This is a genomic window from Pseudomonas sp., assembly GCF_037994325.1.
GTDB lineage: Bacteria > Pseudomonadota > Gammaproteobacteria > Pseudomonadales > Pseudomonadaceae > Aquipseudomonas.
In genome coordinates, this window is record NZ_JBBNAH010000641.1 from 1 (window position 1) to 19,676 (window position 19,676).

A 19,676-nucleotide genomic window follows, 5' to 3' on the forward strand; every position below is an offset into this window, starting at 1 on the left:
CCAAGATGCGCGCCGCCTACGGCGAGGAAAAGGCCAACCAGATCATGATCGACGGCACGCCGCACATCATGATTTTCCCCAACCTGTTTATTGCCGAAATCCAGATCTTCGTCATCCAGGCCATTGCCGTGGACGAAACCATTCAACACGTCACCGCCCTGCAATTCAAAGGTGCGCCCGACCTGAACCGCCGCCTGCGCCAACAAACCATGGGCTCGGTAGGCCCAGCCGGTTTTCTGCTGGCCGATGACTCGGAAATGTACGAGCGCACCCAGCGCGGCGTGCAAACCCGCAACCCCGAATGGAACTACCTCGGCCGAGGCCTGGCCCGCGAGCGTCGTGACGCCGACGGCTTCCTGATCGGCGACGCCACCGATGAGGTCACCACCCGTGGCATCTGGGCCCACTACCGCTCGCTGATGGAGGCCGAATAAATGAGTGACGCTTTGGCGCTGATCAACGAAGTCAGCCAGTTCCTGTTCCGCGAAGCACGTCTGCAAGACACCCACCAGTACGACGAGTGGGAAGCGCTGTGGACCCGCGATGGGGTGTATTGGGTGCCGGCCAACGGTGATGACATCGACCCGGAAACGCAGATGTCGATCATCTACGACAACCGCTCGCGCATCGCCTTGCGCATCAAGCAATTTCACACCGGCAAACGCCACACCCAGGCGCCGCGCTCGCGCCTCGGCCGGGTCCTCTCCAACGTGGAAATTATTGAAGCCAGCGGCGACGAGATTCGCGTGGCGGCCAACGCCATGGTCTTTGAATCCAACCTGCGCGCCGAAACCGTCTGGTGCACCCGCAACGAATACCTGCTGCGCCGCGAAGACGGTGGGCTGCGCATGGCCCGCAAAAAAGTGGTGTTGGTCAACAACGACAAGGCCCTCTACACCCTGTCTTTCCTGATTTGAGTGCCCTTCGATGAGTCAGCCTGAACTGTTGATCACCACCGGCGCCGTGCGGCTGACATTGCATGGCGGTGTGGCCCACCTGCACCTGAATCGCCCGGACGCCGCCAATGGTCTGGACATTCCCACCCTGCAAGACCTGATCGCCGCGCTGATGCATTGCCACGGTGAACGGCGTGTACGGGTGGTGTTGCTCACCGGCGCGGGGGCGAATTTCTGTGCCGGTGGCGATGTGCATACCTTTGCCGGCAAGGGCGACGAGCTGCCGGAATATATCCGCCAGGCCACCGTGTATTTGCAGGCCGCGATCAGCGCCATGATCCACCTGGATGCCCCCGTCATTGCCGCCGTGCAGGGCTTTGCCGCCGGTGGGGGGGGGATGGGGCTGGTGTGTGCGTCGGACATCGTTATCGCCGGTGAGTCGGCCCGTTTTCTGGGTGGCGCCACGCGCGTTGCCATGGCCCCGGACGCGGGCCTGTCGGTGACGTTGCCGCGCCTGGTTGGCCCGCGTAAAGCCACGGAAATGCTGTTGATGAACCCGGTGGTCAAAGCCCCGGAAGCACTTGCCCTGGGCTTGATCAATCAGATTGTCGCCGACGCTGACGTGCAGGTCGCGGCCATGGCCTATGCGCAACAGATGGCCGAAGGCGCACCACGTGCCTTGGCCGCCACCAAACGCTTGCTGTGGGCCGGTATCGGCCTGGGCGTCGATGCCGCAATGCCGGAGGAAAGTCGCACTGTTGCCGACCTGTGCCGCACCCTTGATGTGCGCGAAGGCTTAGCGGCGGTCATTGAAAAGCGCACCGCGCAGTTCGAGGGCCAATGACCATGCGTGCATTGACCGGTCAACGTGCCTTCGTAACAGGTGGCTCAAAAGGCATTGGCGAAGCCATAGTGCGACGCCTGGCGGCCGAGGGCGCCAAGGTGATTATTGCTGCCCAGGATATGGTCAGCGCCGAACGCCTGGCGGACGAAGTGGGCGGCCAAGCCGTGCGCCTGGATGTCAGCGATCTGCCTGAAGTGCAGCGCGTGGTCGCCGAATTGGGGCCGCTGGATATCCTGATCAATAACGCCGGCTGCGACCAACACGACTTCTTTACCAACACCACCATCGAGCAGTGGCAGTACCTGCTGGCGGTCAATCTGCAAGCGGTGTTCGCCACCACCCACGCGGCGTTGCCGGCCATGCAGGCGGCGGGCTATGGGCGAATTATCAATGTCGGTTCCGAGGCCGGCAGGCAGGGCTCCAAAGGCGGCGCGGTGTATGCCGCAGCCAAGGGCGGTGTGATCGCCTTCAGCAAATCCATTGCCCGGGAAAACGCCCGCTACGGCATCACCGTTAACGTCGTCGCGCCAGGTCCGGTGTATACACCGCTGCTGCGCAAAGCCCTCGACGGGGGGGGGGGAAAGCTGCTGGCGGCGATGAAGGCTTCGACCCTGGTGGGCCGCCTTGGCGAACCGGATGAAGTGGCGGCCGCTGTGGTGTTTCTCGCCAGCCGCGACGCCAGTTTTATCACCGGTGAAACCCTCGGCGTGTCCGGCGGGATGGGCTGCTAATGAGTGGCCAACACGAGGCGCTGGAGCGGGTCATCGCACGCATCCAGGCGGTCTATGGCAGCTGGCGCCGGCATACGCCGATTGAAACCCTGCGCCGCGATTGGGACGCCTTGTTCTGGGCCGACGACCAAGCCTGCGAAACCCAAGACACCAACGCCAACGGCGTGCCGGTGCGCTGGATTAAAGCGCCTGGCGCCAACGAGCAGCAGGTGCTGATTTACCTGCATGGCGGCGGCTTCAAAATGGGCTCGCTCACCTCCCACCACGACCTGATGGTGCGCCTCTCGGAGACCGCGGGTTGCCAGGTGCTGGGCGTCGACTATCGCCTGCTGCCCGAACACGGCTTTCCCGAGCCGTTGCTGGATGTACTGGCCGTCTACGACTGGCTGCTGGCGCAGGGTTTTGAACCCGATCAACTGGCTATTGCCGGCGATTCGGCGGGCGGTGGCCTGGCCGCTGCCACGTTACTGGCCCTGCGCGACAAAGGCCGGCCACTGCCAGCCGCCGCCGTTCTGCTGTCCGCCTGGACCGACCTGAGTGCCAGCGCCGCCAGCTACCAAACCCGCGCCGACGCCGACCCCATTCATCAGCGCCCGATGATCGTCGCCCTGGCCACGCAGTACCTGGGGGAGGGCGGCGATCCGCTTAACCCGCTGGCCTCGCCACTGCATGGCGAGCTGGCCGGGTTGCCGCCGTTGCTGGTGCAAGTCGGCGACCGCGAAACGGGCCTGGACGACAGCACCCTGTTTGCCGCCAAGGCCCGCGCCGCCGGCGTTTCGGTAGAGCTGCAGGTATGGCCCGAAATGATCCACGTCTTCCAACAATTTGCTGCCGAGCTGGCCGAGGCGCGAGAAGCCATCGCCTGCATCGGCACGTTTTTACGCCAGCACTGGAACCCAACATGAGGACTGCACTGTGAGCATTGGTATCACCGGATTCGGCGCCTATATCCCGCGCCTGCGTTTAAGCCGGCAAGCCGTGGTTACGGCCAATGCCTGGTATGCCCCCGAGCTGAAAGGCAAGGCCAAAGGGCACCGTTCCATGGCCAACTGGGATGAAGACAGCATCACCATGGCGGTGGCGGCTGCCCGCGATGCGCTGGGTGGCCAGGACCTTGAAGGCCGCGTACGTGAGGTGATTCTGGCCTCCTGCACGCTGCCCTTCGCCGAGCGCCTGAACGCGGCGGTGATTGCCGAAGCGCTGAACCTGGACGAATACACCGCTGCCAGCGATATCACCGGTTCGCAGTGCGCCGCCCTGGCCGGTTTTTCCCAAGCCCTGGCCAGCGCTGCCAGCGCCCCGGGCTCGGTCTTGCTGACCGCTGCCGACAGCCGCCGCACCCGCGCCGCCAGCGCTCAGGAGTTGGACTACGGCGATGGCGCCGCCGCGCTGTTGTTTGGCCGCGAACAGGTGATTGCCGACGTGCTCGGCCAGGCGGCCTTAAGCGCTGACTTTATCGATCACTTCCGCCTCACCGGTCGCGAAATCGATTACTACGGGGAAGAGCGCTGGGTGCGTGACGAAGGCGTCAGCCGCTCGATGCCGCAGGTGATCAAGCGTGCCTTAAGCGACAGCGGTGTAGACGCCGAAGCCGTCGCGCATTTTATCTTCCCCACCTCACTGGCGAAGATGGATGCCCAGGTGGCGAAGGCCTGCGGTATTCGCGGTGAAGCGGTGGTCGATGGCCTGGCCGCCGAGGTGGGCAATACCGGTGTGGGCCATGGTCTCTTGTTGCTGGCCAAGGTGCTGGAAACCGCTGAGCCAGGGCAGGTAATTGTGCTTGCCCAATTCGGCAGCGGCGCCCGTGCTGTGGTGCTGCGCGTCACCGATGAGATCAAACAGTTTAGCGCCCGCCGTGGTGTCTCCGGCTGGCTGGCCCGTGGCCGTGAAGAACTCAGCTACACGCGCTTTCTGGCCTACAAAGGCCAGTTGCAACTGGAGAAGGGCGTGCGTGGCGAGCAAGACAAAAAGACCGCGCTGAGCACTGCGTACCGCCACCGTCGCGCCATCCTCGGCCTGGTGGCCGGGCGTTGCCGCGTCACGGGTGACGTGCTGTTTCCGCCATCGCGGCTGACCTCCACCGCAGGCGCCGCCGTGCTCGATACGCAAGAGCCCCATCCGCTGGCCGACCGCCTGGGCCGTGTGCTGAGTTGGTCGGCCGAGTCGCTGTCCTCGTATATGGCACCGCCCCATCACTACGGGCAAATCGACTTCGACGGTGGCGGTCGCATCCTCATGGAATTCACCGACGTTGCCAAAGGCGACGTGCAGACCGCGCTCGAGGTGGAGATGGTGTTCCGCATCAAAGACATCGACGACTCGCGCGGCTTCAAACGCTACTTCTGGAAAGCCACCCCCGTTCACACCCCTGCGCCTCAAGCGCCGTTGGAGTAAGTCGTCATGCCCATTGGTATCAAAGACAAAGTTGCGATTCTTGGCATGGGCTGCTGCCGTTTCGGTGAGCGCTGGGACGCCAGCCCCGAAGATCTGATGGTCGAGGCCTATAGCGAAGCGATGGCCGACGCGGGCATTGCCCCCGAGCAGATCGACGCCGCCTGGTTTTCCACCCATATGGAAGATGTCGGCACCGGCCGTGGCGGCACCCCCATGAGCATTGCCCTGCGCTTGCCGAATATTGGCGTAACCCGCGTGGAAAACTTTTGCGCCGGCGGCTCGGAAGCCATTCGCGCAGCGGTGTATGCGGTTGCCTCCGGCGCCTGCGATATCGCCCTGGCCCTCGGCGTGGAAAAGCTCAAAGACACCGGCTATGGCGGCCTGCCGGTCGCCACCGTTGGCACTTATATTCCGCAGTGGTACCCCGGCGCCGTGGCCCCGGCCAACTTCGCCCAGTTGGCCTCGGCCTACCAGGCGCGCTTTAACGTCGACCCGCACTTGCTCAAGCGTGCGATTGCCCACGTGTCGGTAAAAAGCCACGCCAACGGCGCGAAAAACCCCAAGGCGCACCTGCGCAAAATCATCACCGAAGAGCAGTGCCTGAAGGCGCCGATCATTGCCGAGCCATTGGGCCTGTTTGACTGCTGCGGCGTCTCTGATGGCGCGGCGGCGGTGATCGTCACCCGCCCGGATATCGCCCGCGCCATGGGCAAGACCGATCTGGTGACCTTTAAAGCCCTGCAAGTGGCCGTGTCCAACGGCTGGGAAATGCAAGGCAATGGCTGGGACGGTAGCTATGTGCACACCACCCGTATCGCGGCGAAAAAAGCCTATGCCGAAGCCGGTATCAGCAAGCCCCGCGAACAAATCAGCATGACCGAGGTGCACGACTGCTTTTCCATCACCGAACTGGTGACCATGGAAGACCTGTTCCTTTCCGAGCCGGGCATGGCGGTGCGTGACGTGCTGGATGGCGCGTTCGATGCCGAAGGCCGCGTGCCGTGCCAGATCGATGGTGGCCTGAAATGTTTTGGCCACCCGGTGGGTGCCAGCGGCATTCGCATGCTCTACGAAATTTACCTGCAGTTGCAGGGCCGCGCCGGCTCACGGCAATTGCCGGATCCGCACACCGGGTTGATTCATAACCTCGGTGGCCAGCCGTCGCAGAACGTCTGCTCGATTTCCATCATCGGTAAGGAAGGGCGCTGATGAGTGTGTTGCTCGACCAGCCGGCCAGCGGTGTGTGGCGCTTGCTGATCAATCGCCCAGACAAGCGCAATGCGATTAACCACGAGGTGCGCCAAGCGCTGATCGACCACCTGCTCGCCGCGCGCCGTGACCCTGGCTGTCGGGCGGTGGTGCTGGGCGGCGTCGGTGGGGTGTTTTCTGCCGGTGGCGATATCGCCAGCATGGCCGACCTTGATGAAGCCGGCGCCCGTGAGCGGATGCAGCATATTCACCAGCTATGCCGCTTGCTGGAAAGCCTACCGCTGCCAGTGGTAGCCGCTACCGAGGGGTTTTGTGCGGGGGCTGGCGTGGGCATGGCGTTGCTCACCGACGTGATTGTCGCTGGCCCGACCAGCAAGTTTCTTTTCCCGTTTATGCGCCTGGGTTTGGCGCCGGACTGGGGCACCTTGCGTACCTTGCCGGCGCGCGTAGGCGTGGCAGCAGCGAAAACTATGCTGGTGCATGGCCAGGTCATCAGCGGCGAGGCGGCGTTGAATAGCGGCCTGGTCGACGAGCTGGCCGACGATGTGATGGCGGCAGCAGTAAACCGCGCTGTGCAGTTGGCCGCTTTGCCGCACGACGCCTTTGCCCGTATGAAACGCCGCCTGCAACAGCCAGCCGCCAGCTTTGCCGATGAGTTACAGCGCGAGGAAGACGACCAGGCCGTGCTACTACTCGCTGCCGATTTTCGCGAAGGCTTTGCCGCCTTTGCCGAGAAGCGCGAGCCGCAATTCACCCGCCGTCAGGAGCCGCACCAATGACGCTTCCGGTATTGGTGGAACGCGACGGCGCGGTCGCCATCCTGCGCCTCAACCGCGCGGAAAAACGCAATGCCCTCGACCTGACCATGCGCGCCGCCATTGCCAGTGCCATGCAGGAATTGGAGCGCGATAGCGCGGTGGCGGTGATTGTGATTACCGGTGGCGACAGCGTATTTGCTGCGGGCGCCGACCTGAACTTACTGGTGGATAAAGGCGCACAAGAAGTGGCCGACCTCGACCTCGGTCAGTACTGGGCGCCGGTGGCGAAAAGCCAGAAACCGGTGATCGCTGCCGTCAGTGGTTTTGCCCTCGGGGCTGGCTGCGAGCTGGCGATGATGTGCGACATCCTTGTCGCCGACAGCAGCGCGCGCTTTGGCCAGCCCGAAGCACGGGTCGGCATCATGCCGGGCGCGGGTGGTACGCAACGCTTGTTGCGCGCTGTGGGTAAGCCGGTGGCCAATCTGATGCTGCTGACGGGCGAATTACTGGATGCTGAGCGAGCGGCGCAGTTGGGGCTGGTCAGCGAACTGGTCACTGAAGGCCCCGCACTGGCCCGTGCCCTGGTGCTCGCGCACGCCGCTGCCGCCATGCCGCCCAAAGCGCTGCGCGCCATCAAGCGCGCCATGACCCTCGGCGCCGACCAACCCCTGGACGTCGCCCTGGCGTTGGAGAACCGCGAGTTTCTGCTGCTGTTCGACACCCAGGACAAAACCGAAGGCATGCGCGCGTTTCTCGACAAACGCCCGCCGCGCTACACAGGAAACTAAGCATGAGCATTCACCACATTGCCGTGATCGGTGCCGGCACCATGGGCCGAGGCATCGTGCAGTTGTTCGCCCAGGCCGGCCATCCCGTGCGTTGCTTTGACGCCGCCGAAGGCGCGGCACAAAACGCCATTGAGTTTGTGCGCGACCTGATCAATCGCGCCGTGGCCAAACAGCGCTATAGCCGTGAGGAGGGCGACGCCATCATGGCGCGTATGTCTGCCTGCTCTCGCATCGAAGACCTTGCCGGCTGCGACCTGGCCATTGAAGCCGTGGTGGAAGACCTGGCGGTCAAGCGCCAGTTGTTCGGCGCGCTGGAACAGGTGCTGGGCGACCAGGCGATTCTCGCCAGTAACACATCGTCGCTGATGGTGGCCGATATTGCCGCCGGTTGCCGACTGCCGGAACGTGTTGCCGGGCTGCATTTTTTTAACCCCGTACCGCTGATGAAAGTGGCCGAGGTTATCGCCGCCGTGCGCACCTCGCCGGCTACCGTGAGCGCCCTGCAACACGTCGTAGAAAACGCCGGCCACCGCGCCGTTATCGCCGCCGACCAGCCGGGCTTTCTGGTTAACCATGCCGGACGTGGGTTGTACACCGAAGGCCTGCGCATTCTCGAAGAACAGGTGGCCTCGGCCCAGGACGTTGACACCCTGATGCGCGAAGCCGGTGGCTTTCGTATGGGGCCGTTTGAGCTGCTGGACCTCACCGGCCTGGATGTTTCCGGCAAGGTCATGGAATCGATTTACCAGCAGTTTTACCAGGAACCGCGCTTTCGTCCTTCACCGCTGGTTGCGCCGCGTCTAGGCGCCGGTCTGTATGGCCGCAAAACGGGCGAAGGTTGGTACCGCTACAGCGATAACCAGAAACAGCTCAATGAGCTTGCGCCGGTGCCGCCAATCAATACCGCGCTGTCGGTATGGGTTGATCCCGCTGCCGATGAGTACGAGCGCCTGCAAGGTCTGGTGGTGGAAGCGGCCATGGAGCTGCACGACAACCCCGCCGAAGCGGACATTTTGCTGGTGCAATTCTGGGGCAACGACGTGGCGCGTTACTGCGCCGCCCACGGCCTGGATGCCACCCGCGCCGTGGCGGTCGATCCGCTGCCAGGTCTGGATAACCACCGCACCCTGATGCTAAGCAGCGTCACCCTCGCCGAGGTGCGTGACGCCGCCTGGGCCATGCTGGCGGCGCAAGAGATGCCGGTGACGGTGATCAATGACAGCTGCGGTTTTGTGCTGCAACGGGTGCTCGCCACCATCGTCAATATCGCTGCCGATATCGCCCAGCGCGGCATCGCCAGCGTGGCCGATATTGAAGATGCGGTGCGCCTGGGCCTGGGCTACCCGCAGGGGCCGTTGAGCCTGGGCGATGCCATTGGCGGCAAGCGCGTGCTGGAAATTCTGCAGCGCATGCATGCCCTGAGCGGCGACCCGCGTTATCGCCCCAGCCCATGGCTGGCGAGGCGTGTGGCGCTGGGGCAGTCGTTGCTGACTGAAGAGGTAACGCGCCGATGACTGCCATCGATATCGACCACCTGCGAGGCTGGGTCGGCCGCGAGCGCAGCCGCGAGCAACTGTTGGCCTCGTTCCCCGCCCAAGCCCTTAGCGCCACGCTAAACCGCGAGCTGGCGCCGCAATCCGGTGATGCCCTGCCGCCGACGTGGCAGTGGCTGTATTTCAACGACCACGTCCAGCACCGCGAGCTGGGGGCCGACGGGCACGGCAAAACGGGCTCTTTTTTGCCGCCCGTGCCGTTGCCACGGCGAATGTGGGCCTCAGGTGAATTCAGCTATTTGCTTCCCTTGCGCCTGGGCGTCTCGGCTATACAGCATTCGCGCGTGACCGCTGTCGACCTCAAACAGGGTTCCACTGGCGCCTTGGTGTTTGTAAGTCTGGAGCATCAAATCCGCCAGGGCTTGCAGCTATGCCTGGTGGAGAAACAACACCTGGTCTACCGCGCCATGCCGGACGGCCCCAGCCCATTGCCGCCTGGCGAGCCGGCGCCCTATGCCGCAGAGCATCAACAGACCCTGCAGCCCGACCCGGTGCTGCTGTTTCGCTACAGCGCGCTGACCTTCAACGGCCACCGCATTCACTACGACCGCGACTACGCCACCGGCCAGGAACACTACCCGGCGCTGGTGGTGCACGGGCCGCTGCTGGCCACCTTGCTGGCTGAACAGGTGGCGGTGTTTCACCCCAACGTGCGTATCGGCCGCTTTAAATTCCGTGCTGTGCGCCCGGTGTTCGACACCGACCAGTTGCAGCTATGCAGCAAGCGTGAGGGCAACAGCCTGGAGCTATGGACTTTAAATCAGGATGGCTTTGTCACCATGACCGCCACCGCCACGCTGGAGGCGTCGTTATGAGCCGTACGTTTCCTGTGTGGCGCTCGCTGCTGTTTGTGCCGGCGCATATCAGCAAATTCACCGACAAGGTTCACGAACGAGGCGCTGACGCCTGCATCCTCGATCTTGAAGACGCCGTGGCGCCGGGCCTAAAAGCACAAGCCCGCGAGGCTGCAGTGGTCGCTGCCGAGGGCATCGCCAGCCGCGGCCTGGATGTGCTGGTGCGCATCAACGAACCCGACAACGGTGGTCTGCTGGATTTACAGGCGATTGTCAGCCCAGTGGTGTGCGCGGTGGTGTTGCCCAAAGTCGCCTCTGCCGAAGGGGTACGTCTGGTGGCGTTGCAGCTGGACCGCCTGGAAACCGAGCGCGGAATGCCGGCCGGGCACACCTTGATCCTCGCGCAAATTGAAGACGTGGCGGCGTTGCCGCTGCTGGACGAGATTGCCGGGGCCTCGCCACGGCTGATGGGCATGAGCCTGGGGCCGGAAGATTTTTCCGTTTCGGCGAGCATGGAGCCAACCGCCGAAACGCTGCTGTGGCCCAACCAGCAAGTGGCCTTTGCCTGTCGCCGTGCCGGCCTTTTACCGTTTGGTTTTCCCGGCTCCATTGCCGACTTCAGCGATCTGCCACGCTTTCGCCACAGCATCGTGCTGGGCCGGCAGTTGGGCATGGTCGGCGCCTTCTGTATCCACCCGGGGCAGGTTGCCACCCTCAACGACGTGTTTACACCCAGCGATGCCGAGGTTGAGTACACCGTTGGCCTGCTGTCCGAGTTTGCCACCGCCGAAGCCGAAGGGCGGGGCGCCTTTGCCTATCGCGGCAAGATGATTGACGCCCCTGTGGTGGCCCGCGCCCGTGAGCTGCTGGCCCGGCATTTGTCCGCTGAACAACGACGCCAGCCGCTGCCTACCCCCATCCGCGAATGATGTTTGGAGTGCCCCCCATGTTGCCGATTGCCACCAATGACGATGCGCTGCGCCTGCTGTATCAACTGCGTAGCGTGCTGGAGCAGGTCACCCGCGCCCTGGCCACACGCTGCAGCCGAGGGCCGGTGTTGGATGCCGGGTTGCTCGACCAGCTGCAAGTGCCGACCTATGAACTGGCCTGGGCCAGCGCCGAATTGCTCGCCGCCGAACGTTCGTTGCAGGCCGTCAATGCCGCCACCAGCGCCGTGGATCGCCGCCTGATTCTGGTGTTTGCGGTCGAAGCGGTGACCTTGGTGCTTAGCCGTCTGGAAGGCATCTGCGCCGACCTGGACCTGCCCGACGTGGAGCTGCATAGCATCGCAGCCGATCCCAAATTGCGTGCACTGCGGCGCGGCGTATTGTCTGGGGCGGCATTGCACGAAAGTGCGCGACTACTGGCAGAACACCCGGAACAGATAGGCCAGGTCGCCATGAGCGCTGAGCTGGCGATGATTGAAGAACAGTTCCGCCGCTTTGCCGCCGACACGGTTGCGCCGCTGGCCGAGCGCATCCACCGCGAAGACCTGACCATTCCGGAAAGCCTGCTGGAGGCACTGCGGGATATGGGTGTTTTTGGCCTGTCGATTCCCGAGCAGTACGGCGGCAGCGCGCCCGATGACCGTGAAGATCCGTTGACCATGATTGTGGTCACCGAAGCGCTGTCCCAGGCCTCCCTGGCCGCCGCAGGTAGCTTGATCACCCGCCCGGAAATTCTGTCGCGGGCGCTGCTCAGTGGCGGCACCGAGGCGCAGAAAAAGCATTGGTTGCCGCGTTTGGCCGAGGGCGCACCGCTGTGCGCCATCGCCATCACCGAGCCTGATTTTGGCTCCGACGTCGCCGGCCTGACCCTGCGCGGCACACCCTGCGCAGGCGGCTGGCGGCTAAACGGGGCAAAAACCTGGTGCACGTTTGCCGGCAAGGCGGGGGTGCTGATGGTGGTCACCCGTACCAACCCGGACAAAAGCTTGGGGCATCGCGGCCTGAGCCTTCTACTGGCGGAAAAACCCAGCTACGACGGCCACGATTTTGACTACCGCCAAGAGGGCGGTGGGCGCCTAACGGGGCGTGCCATTCCCACCATCGGCTACCGTGGCATGCACTCGTTCGACCTGTCCTTCGAAGACTTCTTCGTTCCCGACAGCCATGTGATTGGCGAGGCCCAAGGCCTGGGCAAAGGCTTCTACCACACCATGGCCGGCATGACCGGCGGGCGTATGCAAACCGCCGGGCGGGCCAGTGGCGTAATGCGCGCGGCATTGCTGGCCGGCGTGCGCTATGCCGGTGAACGCAAGGTGTTTGGCGCGCCCCTGCTCGACTACCCACTGACCGGCGCCAAGCTGGCGAAAATGGCGGCGCGATATGTCGCCAGCCGCTACCTCAGCTACTCGGTGGGCCGGCTGTTGGCCGAGGGGGAAGGGCGCATGGAAGCCAGTCTGGTGAAGTTATTCGCCTGCCGCAGCGCCGAGCTGGTAACGCGTGAGGCGCTGCAGATTCATGGCGGCATGGGCTACGCCGAGGAGGTGGCGGTGAGCCGCTACTTTGTCGACGCCCGCGTGCTGTCGATTTTCGAAGGCGCCGAGGAAACCCTGGCGCTTAAAGTGATTGGCCGCAGCCTGCTGGAAGCGGCCCTGAACGCCGAGGCCGCGTGATGAACGACGGCATTCTTCACGGCATGCGCGTGGTTGAAGTCTCGGCCTTCGTTGCTGCGCCCCTGGGGGGCATGACCCTGGCGCAGATGGGCGCCGAGGTGATTCGTATCGATGGCCTGGAAGGCGGCCTGGATTACCGGCGCTGGCCGGTTACCGAAGACAACACCAGTTTGTTCTGGGCCGGGCTGAACAAAGCCAAACGCTCAGTGGTCATCGATATCACCAAGGCCCAGGGCCGCGAACTGGCGCAAGCGCTGATTACCGCGCCAGGCAAAGACGCCGGCTTCTTGCTGACCAACTTCCCACCCCGAGGCTGGCTGGACTATGAGACCTTGCGTGGCCAGCGCGACGACCTGATTCAACTGACCATTCAAGGCGACCGCCACGGTGGCTCGGCGGTGGATTACACCGTCAACCCACGCCTCGGCTTGCCCTATCTCACTGGCCCGCAAGACGTCTACGGCGCGGTCAATCATGTGCTGCCGGCGTGGGATCTGATCACTGGGCAAATGGCGGCGGTCGGGCTACTGTCGGCCGAACGACAACGCGACCGGAGCGGCGTTGGCCAGCACGTAAAACTGGCGCTGGAAGATGTCGCGCTGGCCGTGATGGGCCACCTGGGATTCCTCGCCGAAGCGCAGCGCGGCGAACAACGCCAACGGTATGGCAACGACCTGTTTGGCGCGTTTGGTCGCGACTTCGTGACCCGTGATGGGCAACGCATCATGGTGGTTGGCCTCACGTTGAAACAGTGGCGCAGCTTGTGCGAAGTCACCGGTATCAGCGAGCAGGTGGACGCCCTGGCACAACAGCTGGGTGTGGACCTGAACCGTGAAGGCGAGCGCTTCGAGGCGCGTAAAGCGTTGGCTGCGCTAATCAGCCCCTGGGTCGCCAGCCGCACCCTGGAAGAAATCACAGCCATCTTTGAAGACAGCGGCGTGTGTTGGAGCCGTTACCAGAGTATCTGCACCTTGCTGCACGAAGATCCGTCATGCTCCGAACAGAACCCGCTGTTCAAGCTGCTGGAGCAGCCAGGCATTGGCCGAGTGCTGACGCCAGGCTTACCGCTGCGCTTCAACGACCAACACCGAACCCCGCAACCCGCGCCGCAGCTGGGCGCCGATACCGAGGCAGTATTGATGGATGTGCTGGGGCTGAGCAGTGGTGAGTTCGGCGCGTTGCATGATCAGGGCTTAGTGCGCACTTCGGTTTCTTAAAGGCTTGCGCCTGCGCGGGGAAGATGGAGTCCCTCATTACAACACCGTCGTCCCCGCGCAGGCGGGGACCCAGAATGTTCCTGCTTACCCTGTGCTGCGTACGACCTGTCTTAGTTCGTCGCAAACGACGATGTACCGGCATTCGCCCCAAGCGAGCATGGCTGCACAAGAATCCCACAGCCATCGGAGCGGGTACCGAGCATGTCTTCAGCGAGTGAAATTGCCGTTATCGTCGGCGCCGGCCATGCCGGGGCCGAAGTGGTAGCGACGTTACGCCAGAACGCGTACGCAGGGCGCATCATTTTGATCGGCGATGAGCCGGAGCTGCCGTATCGGCGTCCGCCGTTGTCGAAAACCTACCTGTCGGGTGAGGCGACCCGCGAGTCCTTGTTGATTCGCAGCGCCGCCGCTTACGACAAACTGGAAGTGGAATGCTGGACCGGCACCCAGGTGCTGGCCATTGATCGAGTCAAGAAAAACATCCTGCTCAGCGATGGCCGTCTGCAGGCCTACACCAAGCTGGTACTCGCCACCGGTGGCCGCCCGCGCAAACTCGCCGACCCCGCCGCGCACAAACCCAATGTGCATTACATCCGCACCCTGGCCGATATCGACCGACTGCAAGCCGATTTTGCCGACGGCAAACGCCTGCTGGTGATTGGCGGCGGCTATATCGGCCTGGAAGCCGCGTCGGTAGGCATCAAAAGTGGCTTGCAGGTGACCGTGCTGGAGGCCGCACCCCGCGTGCTGGCGCGCGTTGCAGCGCCGGAAATCTCGGCCTTCTACGAACGCGCCCACCGAGCCCGTGGCGTGGATATCCGCACCGGCGTCAGCGTGAAGTCCTTTCACGGTGAACAGCAGGTGGAGTCGGTACAGCTCAGTGACGGCAGCGAGCTTAACGTGGACCTGGTGATCGTCGGCATCGGCATCGTACCCAACGAGGAACTGGCCCGCTCTGCGGGCCTGGAAGTGGACAACGGCATCGTCGTCGACTCCTACGCGCAAACCATGGACCCGGACATTCTTGCCGTCGGCGACTGCGCCAAACACGTCAACGGCTTTCTGGCCCAACTGATCCGCATCGAATCAGTGCCCAGCGCCCAGGAACAAGGGCGCACCGCCGCGCATTCGATCTGCGGCAAAGATATTCCCCACGTCGCCGTGCCCTGGTTCTGGTCCGATCAGTTCGACCTGAAATTACAGATGGTTGGCCTGTCGCAAGGCTACGACGAGCTGGTGTTTCGCGGCGACCCTGCCACGGAGTCTTTCAGCGCGTTTTACCTGCGCAACGGCATCGTGCTGTCGGTGGACGCCGTAAATCGTCCGCAAGACTTTATGGTCGCCAAGCGCCTGGTAGCTGAGCGCGTGCAGGTCGATGCGCTGGCGTTGGCCGATGAAAACATCAGCCTCAAATCGCTGCTGCCCGCAGCCAGTTAACGCAGTAGGAAGTTGCATATGGCCAACGTGATTTTTATCGACAGCTCCAACACCGAACACAGCATCGAAGCAGAACCGGGCCGCACCCTTATGCAGATTGCCGTCGACAATATGGTGCCGGGTATCTACGGCGAATGCGGCGGCGCCTGCAGCTGTGCCACCTGCCACGTGTATGTCGAACCCGAGTGGCAAGACCGCCTGCCGGCCAAGAGCAGCGATGAAGCATTTATGCTCGAAGGCGCCTATGAGCCCAACGAACACAGTCGCCTGTGCTGCCAAGTGAAAATGCGCGACGAACTGGATGGGTTGGTACTGCGAATTCCGCTTAGCCAAGGCTAAGCAACAGTCTCCGCACCCCTGACCTGTTTGGTGGCTTGGGTCAGGGTTTTATACGGTCATCGGGAAGCCCTCTCGATGGCCGTTTTTTTATGGTTGGCGGTGGGGGGCGATCAACAGCCCCTCACCCCAGCCCTCTCCCGCAAGCGGGAGAGGGGGCGGAATGAGTAATACATTAATGCTGAAGGGACTCACAATTAAACTCCCCTCGCCCGCGTGCGGGAGAGGGGCTGGGGGTGAGGGGCTGTTGATCTACCGCAGGCTTACAAGGCCCGCCCAATAATCTCTTTGAGAATCTCATTGGACCCGGCATAAATCGGCTCAATCCGCGCATCTACATACATCCGCGCAATCGGGTATTCCAGCATGTAGCCGTGGCCACCAAACAACTGCAGACAACGGGTGACGATTTCGCATTGCTGCTCGCTGATCCACCACTTGCTCATCGATGCGATATCCGCCGTGATGGTCCCGTCCAGGTAACGCTCCACTGCAAAGTCGGAAAACACCCGGGCGATAGTGGCGGCAGTTTTCACTTCCGCCAGTTCAAAGCGGGCGGTTTGCAGATCGATCAGGCGCTTATCAAACATGGTGCGGTCACGGGCATAGTCGCGGGTGACGCGAAAGGCGTGTTCCATCACCGCGGCGCAGTTGACGCCGGTGAGGGTGCGCTCGTAGGTGAGGTCTTGCATCATCTGGTAGAAGCCACGGCCTTCAACGCCGCCGAGCAGGGCGCTTTCTGGCACCAGGCAGTCTTCGAAAAACAGCTCGCAGGTGTCGGAGCCGTGCAGGCCGATTTTTTTCAGGCGTTTGCCGACGCGAAAGCCGGGGTTGTCTGTTTCGAAGATAAACAGCGACACCCCTTTGGCTTTTTCTTTGGGGTCGGTTTTTACCGCCAATATCAGAATGTCGGCGGTGGAGCCATTGGTGATAAACGTCTTGGCGCCATTGATCAGGTAGTGGTTGTCTTGCTTGAGCGCGCGGGTGCGCATGTTTTGCAGGTCGGTGCCGCCGTTGGGTTCGGTCATGCCCATGCCGGCAATCAGTTCACCGCTGGCCAGGCCGGGTAGGTATTTTTGCTTCTGTTCTGCGCTGCCGTAGCGCTCGATATAGTGCGCCGCGATCAAATGAATCTGTTGGCCGCAGCGAAAACTGGTGTCGCCGGCCAAGCAGAGTTCCTGGGCAAATACCGCAGCATGGGCAAAGGTGCCGTCGGAACCGCCGTATTCGCTGGAAATGTCCGGCAGCAAGATGCCGGCGGCGCCGGCTTTCAGCCACACTTCGCGGTCGGTGGCGCCTTGCTCGTACCAGCGCTCCTGGTTGGGAGTGACTTCTTCAGCGGTAAAGCGCCGGGCCAGGTCTTGCAGGGCCAGAAGCTCTTCGTTCATCCAGCGCGGTTGGTAACTGTCGATCATAGTGAGGTCCATGGGGTGTTTCGGGGCTGATGCCTGAATGCTAGGTAGGGGCAGGGGTCGCAGAGTCGTCGTTTACGACGATTTCCATCGTCGACAGCCAGGTGAATATCAGCGTCAGTCAGCCCTCCGTAGCGAGTCGTCTTATGTCCGTTGCCCAGCTTCCGAACTTTCCCCCAGCGTCACTGACGCCGCTATTGGCGGCGGATATCCAGCGGGTTTTCGCCGCCCAGCAGCACACCGCCCTGACCCTGCGCAGCTCCACCGTTGAGCAACGCATCGCCAAGTTAAAGCGCCTGCGCGCGGTGCTGATGGAACACCGCGAGGCCGTGGTAGAGGCCGCGGCCAAGGACTTCAAGCGGCCCGCCGTGGAAGTGGACTTCACCGAGCTGATGCCGGTGATCATGGATATTTCCGACTACTGCAAACGCCTGAACAAATGGCTAAAGCCGCGCCGCGTGCAGCCCTCGATGATGATGCTCGGTACCCGAGCCTGGGTGCGTTACGAGCCGCGTGGGCGCTGCCTGATCATTGCGCCGTGGAATTACCCGGTGACGTTGACCTTGGGTCCGCTGATCCCGGCCATCGCCAGCGGCAACACGGTGATGATCAAAACCTCGGAAATCGCCCCGCACCTGTCCGCTGTACTGGTGAAGATTATTCGCGAGGTGTTCGACGAAACCGAGGTCGCGGTCTTTGAAGGCGACGCCAGCGTAGCCACGGCACTGCTGGAGCTGCCGTTCGACCACGTGTTCTTCACCGGCGCACCGTCCATTGGCAAGGTGGTGATGACCGCCGCCGCCAAGCACCTCGCCAGCGTCACCCTGGAGCTGGGCGGCAAGTCGCCGGTGGTGGTCGACGAAACCGCCGATATTGAACTGGCGGCCAAAACCATCGCCTGGGGCAAGTTCATCAACGCCGGGCAAACCTGCATCGCCCCCGACCATATCTACGTGCACAGCAGCATCAAGGCGCAGTTTGTTCAGCGCGTCACCGCGCACCTCACCGAGTGGTACGGCGAGGGCATGGCGGCCAAGGGCGCCGAGTTGTCGCGGGTGATCAATGTGCGCCATAGCCAGCGGGTGGCGGGTCTGATTGACGACGCCAAAGCCCTGGGTGCTCGAGTGATTTACGGCGGCGCGGTGGATATCGACGCGCACTTTGTCTCGCCAACGTTGCTGGACAACATCCCTGACGACGCGCGAATCATGCACGAGGAAATCTTCGGGCCAGTGCTGCCGATCATCAGCTTCGACACCCTCGATGAAGTCATCGGCCGCATCAACGCCGCGCCCAAACCCTTGGCCCTGTATATCTGGACCAAGAACAACGCCAGCGCCGACCGCATCATCGCCCGCACCAGTGCCGGCGGCACCTGCGTCAACCATATTGCCGCGCACTTTTTGCACCACAACCTGCCGTTTGGCGGGGTGAATAATTCCGGCATCGGCAGCTACCACGGCGAGTGGGGCATTCGCGCCTTCTCCCATGAGCGCGCCATCGTCAAAACCCAGCTGCTGACCGCCAGCCTGTTTTTCCCGCCGTATAAACCGCGGGTACGCAGCATTCTCGGCTGGATGCTCCAGCATCTATAAGCCACAGAACAACAACCACAAGCGTGCACCCACGCCAGCACTACCCACTGTTACGAGGCCGCTGAGATGAGCGACAACACCCCCCAGCTATACCCAGGCGCACACGCCGCGCGTACCCCGGAAAAACCCGCCGTGATCATGGCCGAAAGCGGCGCCACGCTGACTTACGCCGCGCTGGACACCTATGCCAATCGCCTCGGCCGCCTGTATCAATGGCTCGGCTTGAAACCTGGCCACCATGTGGCGTACTGCCTGGAAAACCGCCTGGAATGCCCAGCGGTGCAATGGGGCGCGCACTACGTGGGCCTGTATTACACCTTTATCAGCACCCGCCTGACCGGCGCCGAAGCGGCCTACATCATCGCCGACTGCGAAGCCCAGGTACTGGTCGTCAGCGCTAAGACCGCGCCGGCCATCCTTGATGCCGTCCGCGCCTTGCCACGCCCGCCGCAGATCTACAGCCTGGACCCGGTGCCCGGGGTAAAACTGTTCGACGACGCGCTCTCCGCCTTCGACGGCAGCCCGATTCGCGATGCGCTGGAAGGCAGCGAAATGCTCTATTCCTCCGGCACCACCGGCCGGCCAAAAGGGGTAAAACCCACACTCACCGGCCTGCCCCTGGGCAGCACCGCCGTGATCGCCGGCCTGATGCAGCGCGGCTTTGGCGTGAACCAAGAATCGGTGTACTACTCGCCCTCGCCGTACTACCACGCCGCCCCCATGAAATGGGGCCAAGGCATGACCATTCTCGGCGGCACCCTGGTAATGGCCGAAAAGTTCGACGCCGAAAACACCCTGAAAGCCATCGAACGCTACCGCGTCACCCACAGCCAATGGGTGCCCACCATGTTCCACCGCCTGCTGGCCTTGCCAGAAGAACAACGCCGCCGCTACGACCTGTCCAGCCAGAAAGTCGCCGTACACGCCGGCGCCCCATGCCCCGTGCCCACCAAACAAGCCATGATCCAATGGTGGGGCCCGATACTGGTGGAGTTCTACTCCTGCACCGAAAGCATCGGCTCCACCATCGCCGACAGCAAAACTGCCCTGGAACGCCCCGGCACCGTCGGCCGCGCCATCCTCGGTGAACTGCAC

General features: G+C 63.0%; 18 protein-coding genes and 1 pseudogene. 18 read left to right on the forward strand and 1 reads right to left on the reverse strand.

Annotated elements, in window-relative coordinates:
• From AAAB16_RS21060 to AAAB16_RS21135, 16 genes and pseudogenes are all read left to right on the forward strand, one after another.
• Nucleotides 1-434 (forward strand): annotated as a pseudogene (locus AAAB16_RS21060) (aromatic ring-hydroxylating dioxygenase subunit alpha); the annotation flags it as partial.
• Nucleotides 435-917: an aromatic-ring-hydroxylating dioxygenase subunit beta gene (locus tag AAAB16_RS21065; protein WP_340665088.1), complete on the forward strand. Its 483-nt coding sequence runs from the start codon at nucleotides 435-437 to the stop codon at nucleotides 915-917.
• Between the two features lie 10 nt (nucleotides 918-927).
• Complete coding sequence (locus AAAB16_RS21070) at nucleotides 928-1,740, forward strand: enoyl-CoA hydratase-related protein (protein WP_340665089.1); 813 nt, start codon at nucleotides 928-930, stop codon at nucleotides 1,738-1,740.
• Complete coding sequence (locus AAAB16_RS21075; protein WP_340665090.1) at nucleotides 1,737-2,471, forward strand: SDR family oxidoreductase; 735 nt, start codon at nucleotides 1,737-1,739, stop codon at nucleotides 2,469-2,471. The genes AAAB16_RS21070 and AAAB16_RS21075 overlap by 4 nt, the downstream gene beginning before the upstream one ends.
• Entirely contained in the window at nucleotides 2,471-3,376 is a 906-nt protein-coding gene (locus AAAB16_RS21080) for an alpha/beta hydrolase (protein ID WP_340665091.1), read from the forward strand. Before AAAB16_RS21075 ends, AAAB16_RS21080 begins: the two co-directional genes overlap by 1 nt.
• A 10-nt stretch (nucleotides 3,377-3,386) precedes the next feature.
• Nucleotides 3,387-4,865 carry a 3-oxoacyl-[acyl-carrier-protein] synthase III C-terminal domain-containing protein gene (locus tag AAAB16_RS21085; protein ID WP_340665092.1) on the forward strand — a complete coding sequence of 493 codons (1,479 nt, stop codon included), beginning with the start codon at nucleotides 3,387-3,389 and terminating at the stop codon, nucleotides 4,863-4,865.
• A 6-nt stretch (nucleotides 4,866-4,871) separates the two neighbouring features.
• Nucleotides 4,872-6,074: an acetyl-CoA acetyltransferase gene (locus AAAB16_RS21090; protein WP_340665093.1), complete on the forward strand. Its 1,203-nt coding sequence runs from the start codon at nucleotides 4,872-4,874 to the stop codon at nucleotides 6,072-6,074.
• Entirely contained in the window at nucleotides 6,074-6,853 is a 780-nt protein-coding gene (locus tag AAAB16_RS21095; RefSeq protein WP_340665094.1) for an enoyl-CoA hydratase-related protein, read from the forward strand. Before AAAB16_RS21090 ends, AAAB16_RS21095 begins: the two co-directional genes overlap by 1 nt.
• Nucleotides 6,850-7,620 carry an enoyl-CoA hydratase-related protein gene (locus tag AAAB16_RS21100; RefSeq protein ID WP_340665095.1) on the forward strand — a complete coding sequence of 257 codons (771 nt, stop codon included), beginning with the start codon at nucleotides 6,850-6,852 and terminating at the stop codon, nucleotides 7,618-7,620. The genes AAAB16_RS21095 and AAAB16_RS21100 overlap by 4 nt, the downstream gene beginning before the upstream one ends.
• Before the next feature lie 2 nt (nucleotides 7,621-7,622).
• Nucleotides 7,623-9,134 carry a 3-hydroxyacyl-CoA dehydrogenase gene (locus AAAB16_RS21105; RefSeq protein WP_340665096.1) on the forward strand — a complete coding sequence of 504 codons (1,512 nt, stop codon included), beginning with the start codon at nucleotides 7,623-7,625 and terminating at the stop codon, nucleotides 9,132-9,134.
• Nucleotides 9,131-9,988: an acyl-CoA dehydrogenase gene (locus AAAB16_RS21110; protein WP_340665097.1), complete on the forward strand. Its 858-nt coding sequence runs from the start codon at nucleotides 9,131-9,133 to the stop codon at nucleotides 9,986-9,988. The genes AAAB16_RS21105 and AAAB16_RS21110 overlap by 4 nt, the downstream gene beginning before the upstream one ends.
• Complete coding sequence (locus tag AAAB16_RS21115; RefSeq protein WP_340665098.1) at nucleotides 9,985-10,896, forward strand: CoA ester lyase; 912 nt, start codon at nucleotides 9,985-9,987, stop codon at nucleotides 10,894-10,896. The genes AAAB16_RS21110 and AAAB16_RS21115 overlap by 4 nt, the downstream gene beginning before the upstream one ends.
• A gap of 17 nt (nucleotides 10,897-10,913) precedes the next feature.
• Nucleotides 10,914-12,584, forward strand: coding sequence for an acyl-CoA dehydrogenase family protein (locus AAAB16_RS21120; protein WP_340665099.1), 1,671 nt, complete (start codon nucleotides 10,914-10,916; stop codon nucleotides 12,582-12,584).
• The gene (locus tag AAAB16_RS21125) at nucleotides 12,584-13,801 is read left to right on the forward strand and encodes a CoA transferase (RefSeq protein ID WP_340665100.1); all 1,218 of its coding nucleotides are present in this window, start codon (nucleotides 12,584-12,586) and stop codon (nucleotides 13,799-13,801) included. The genes AAAB16_RS21120 and AAAB16_RS21125 overlap by 1 nt, the downstream gene beginning before the upstream one ends.
• 201 nt (nucleotides 13,802-14,002) lie before the next feature.
• A complete protein-coding gene (locus AAAB16_RS21130; protein WP_340665101.1) occupies nucleotides 14,003-15,238 on the forward strand; it encodes an FAD-dependent oxidoreductase in 1,236 nt (411 codons plus the stop codon).
• Between the two features lie 18 nt (nucleotides 15,239-15,256).
• The gene (locus AAAB16_RS21135; RefSeq protein ID WP_340665102.1) at nucleotides 15,257-15,577 is read left to right on the forward strand and encodes a 2Fe-2S iron-sulfur cluster-binding protein; all 321 of its coding nucleotides are present in this window, start codon (nucleotides 15,257-15,259) and stop codon (nucleotides 15,575-15,577) included.
• A gap of 260 nt (nucleotides 15,578-15,837) precedes the next feature.
• Here the strand turns inward: AAAB16_RS21135 and AAAB16_RS21140 are convergent, their stop codons facing one another.
• Nucleotides 15,838-17,001 carry an acyl-CoA dehydrogenase family protein gene (locus AAAB16_RS21140; RefSeq protein WP_340665103.1) on the reverse strand — a complete coding sequence of 388 codons (1,164 nt, stop codon included), beginning with the start codon at nucleotides 16,999-17,001 and terminating at the stop codon, nucleotides 15,838-15,840.
• A 131-nt stretch (nucleotides 17,002-17,132) separates the two neighbouring features.
• Here AAAB16_RS21140 and AAAB16_RS21145 point away from each other — a divergent pair, with 131 nt between their 5' ends.
• Nucleotides 17,133-18,581, forward strand: coding sequence for an aldehyde dehydrogenase family protein (locus AAAB16_RS21145; protein ID WP_340665104.1), 1,449 nt, complete (start codon nucleotides 17,133-17,135; stop codon nucleotides 18,579-18,581).
• A gap of 66 nt (nucleotides 18,582-18,647) precedes the next feature.
• Nucleotides 18,648-19,676: AMP-binding protein (locus tag AAAB16_RS21150; protein ID WP_340665105.1), on the forward strand; the 1,029-nt coding region annotated here is incomplete at its 3' end.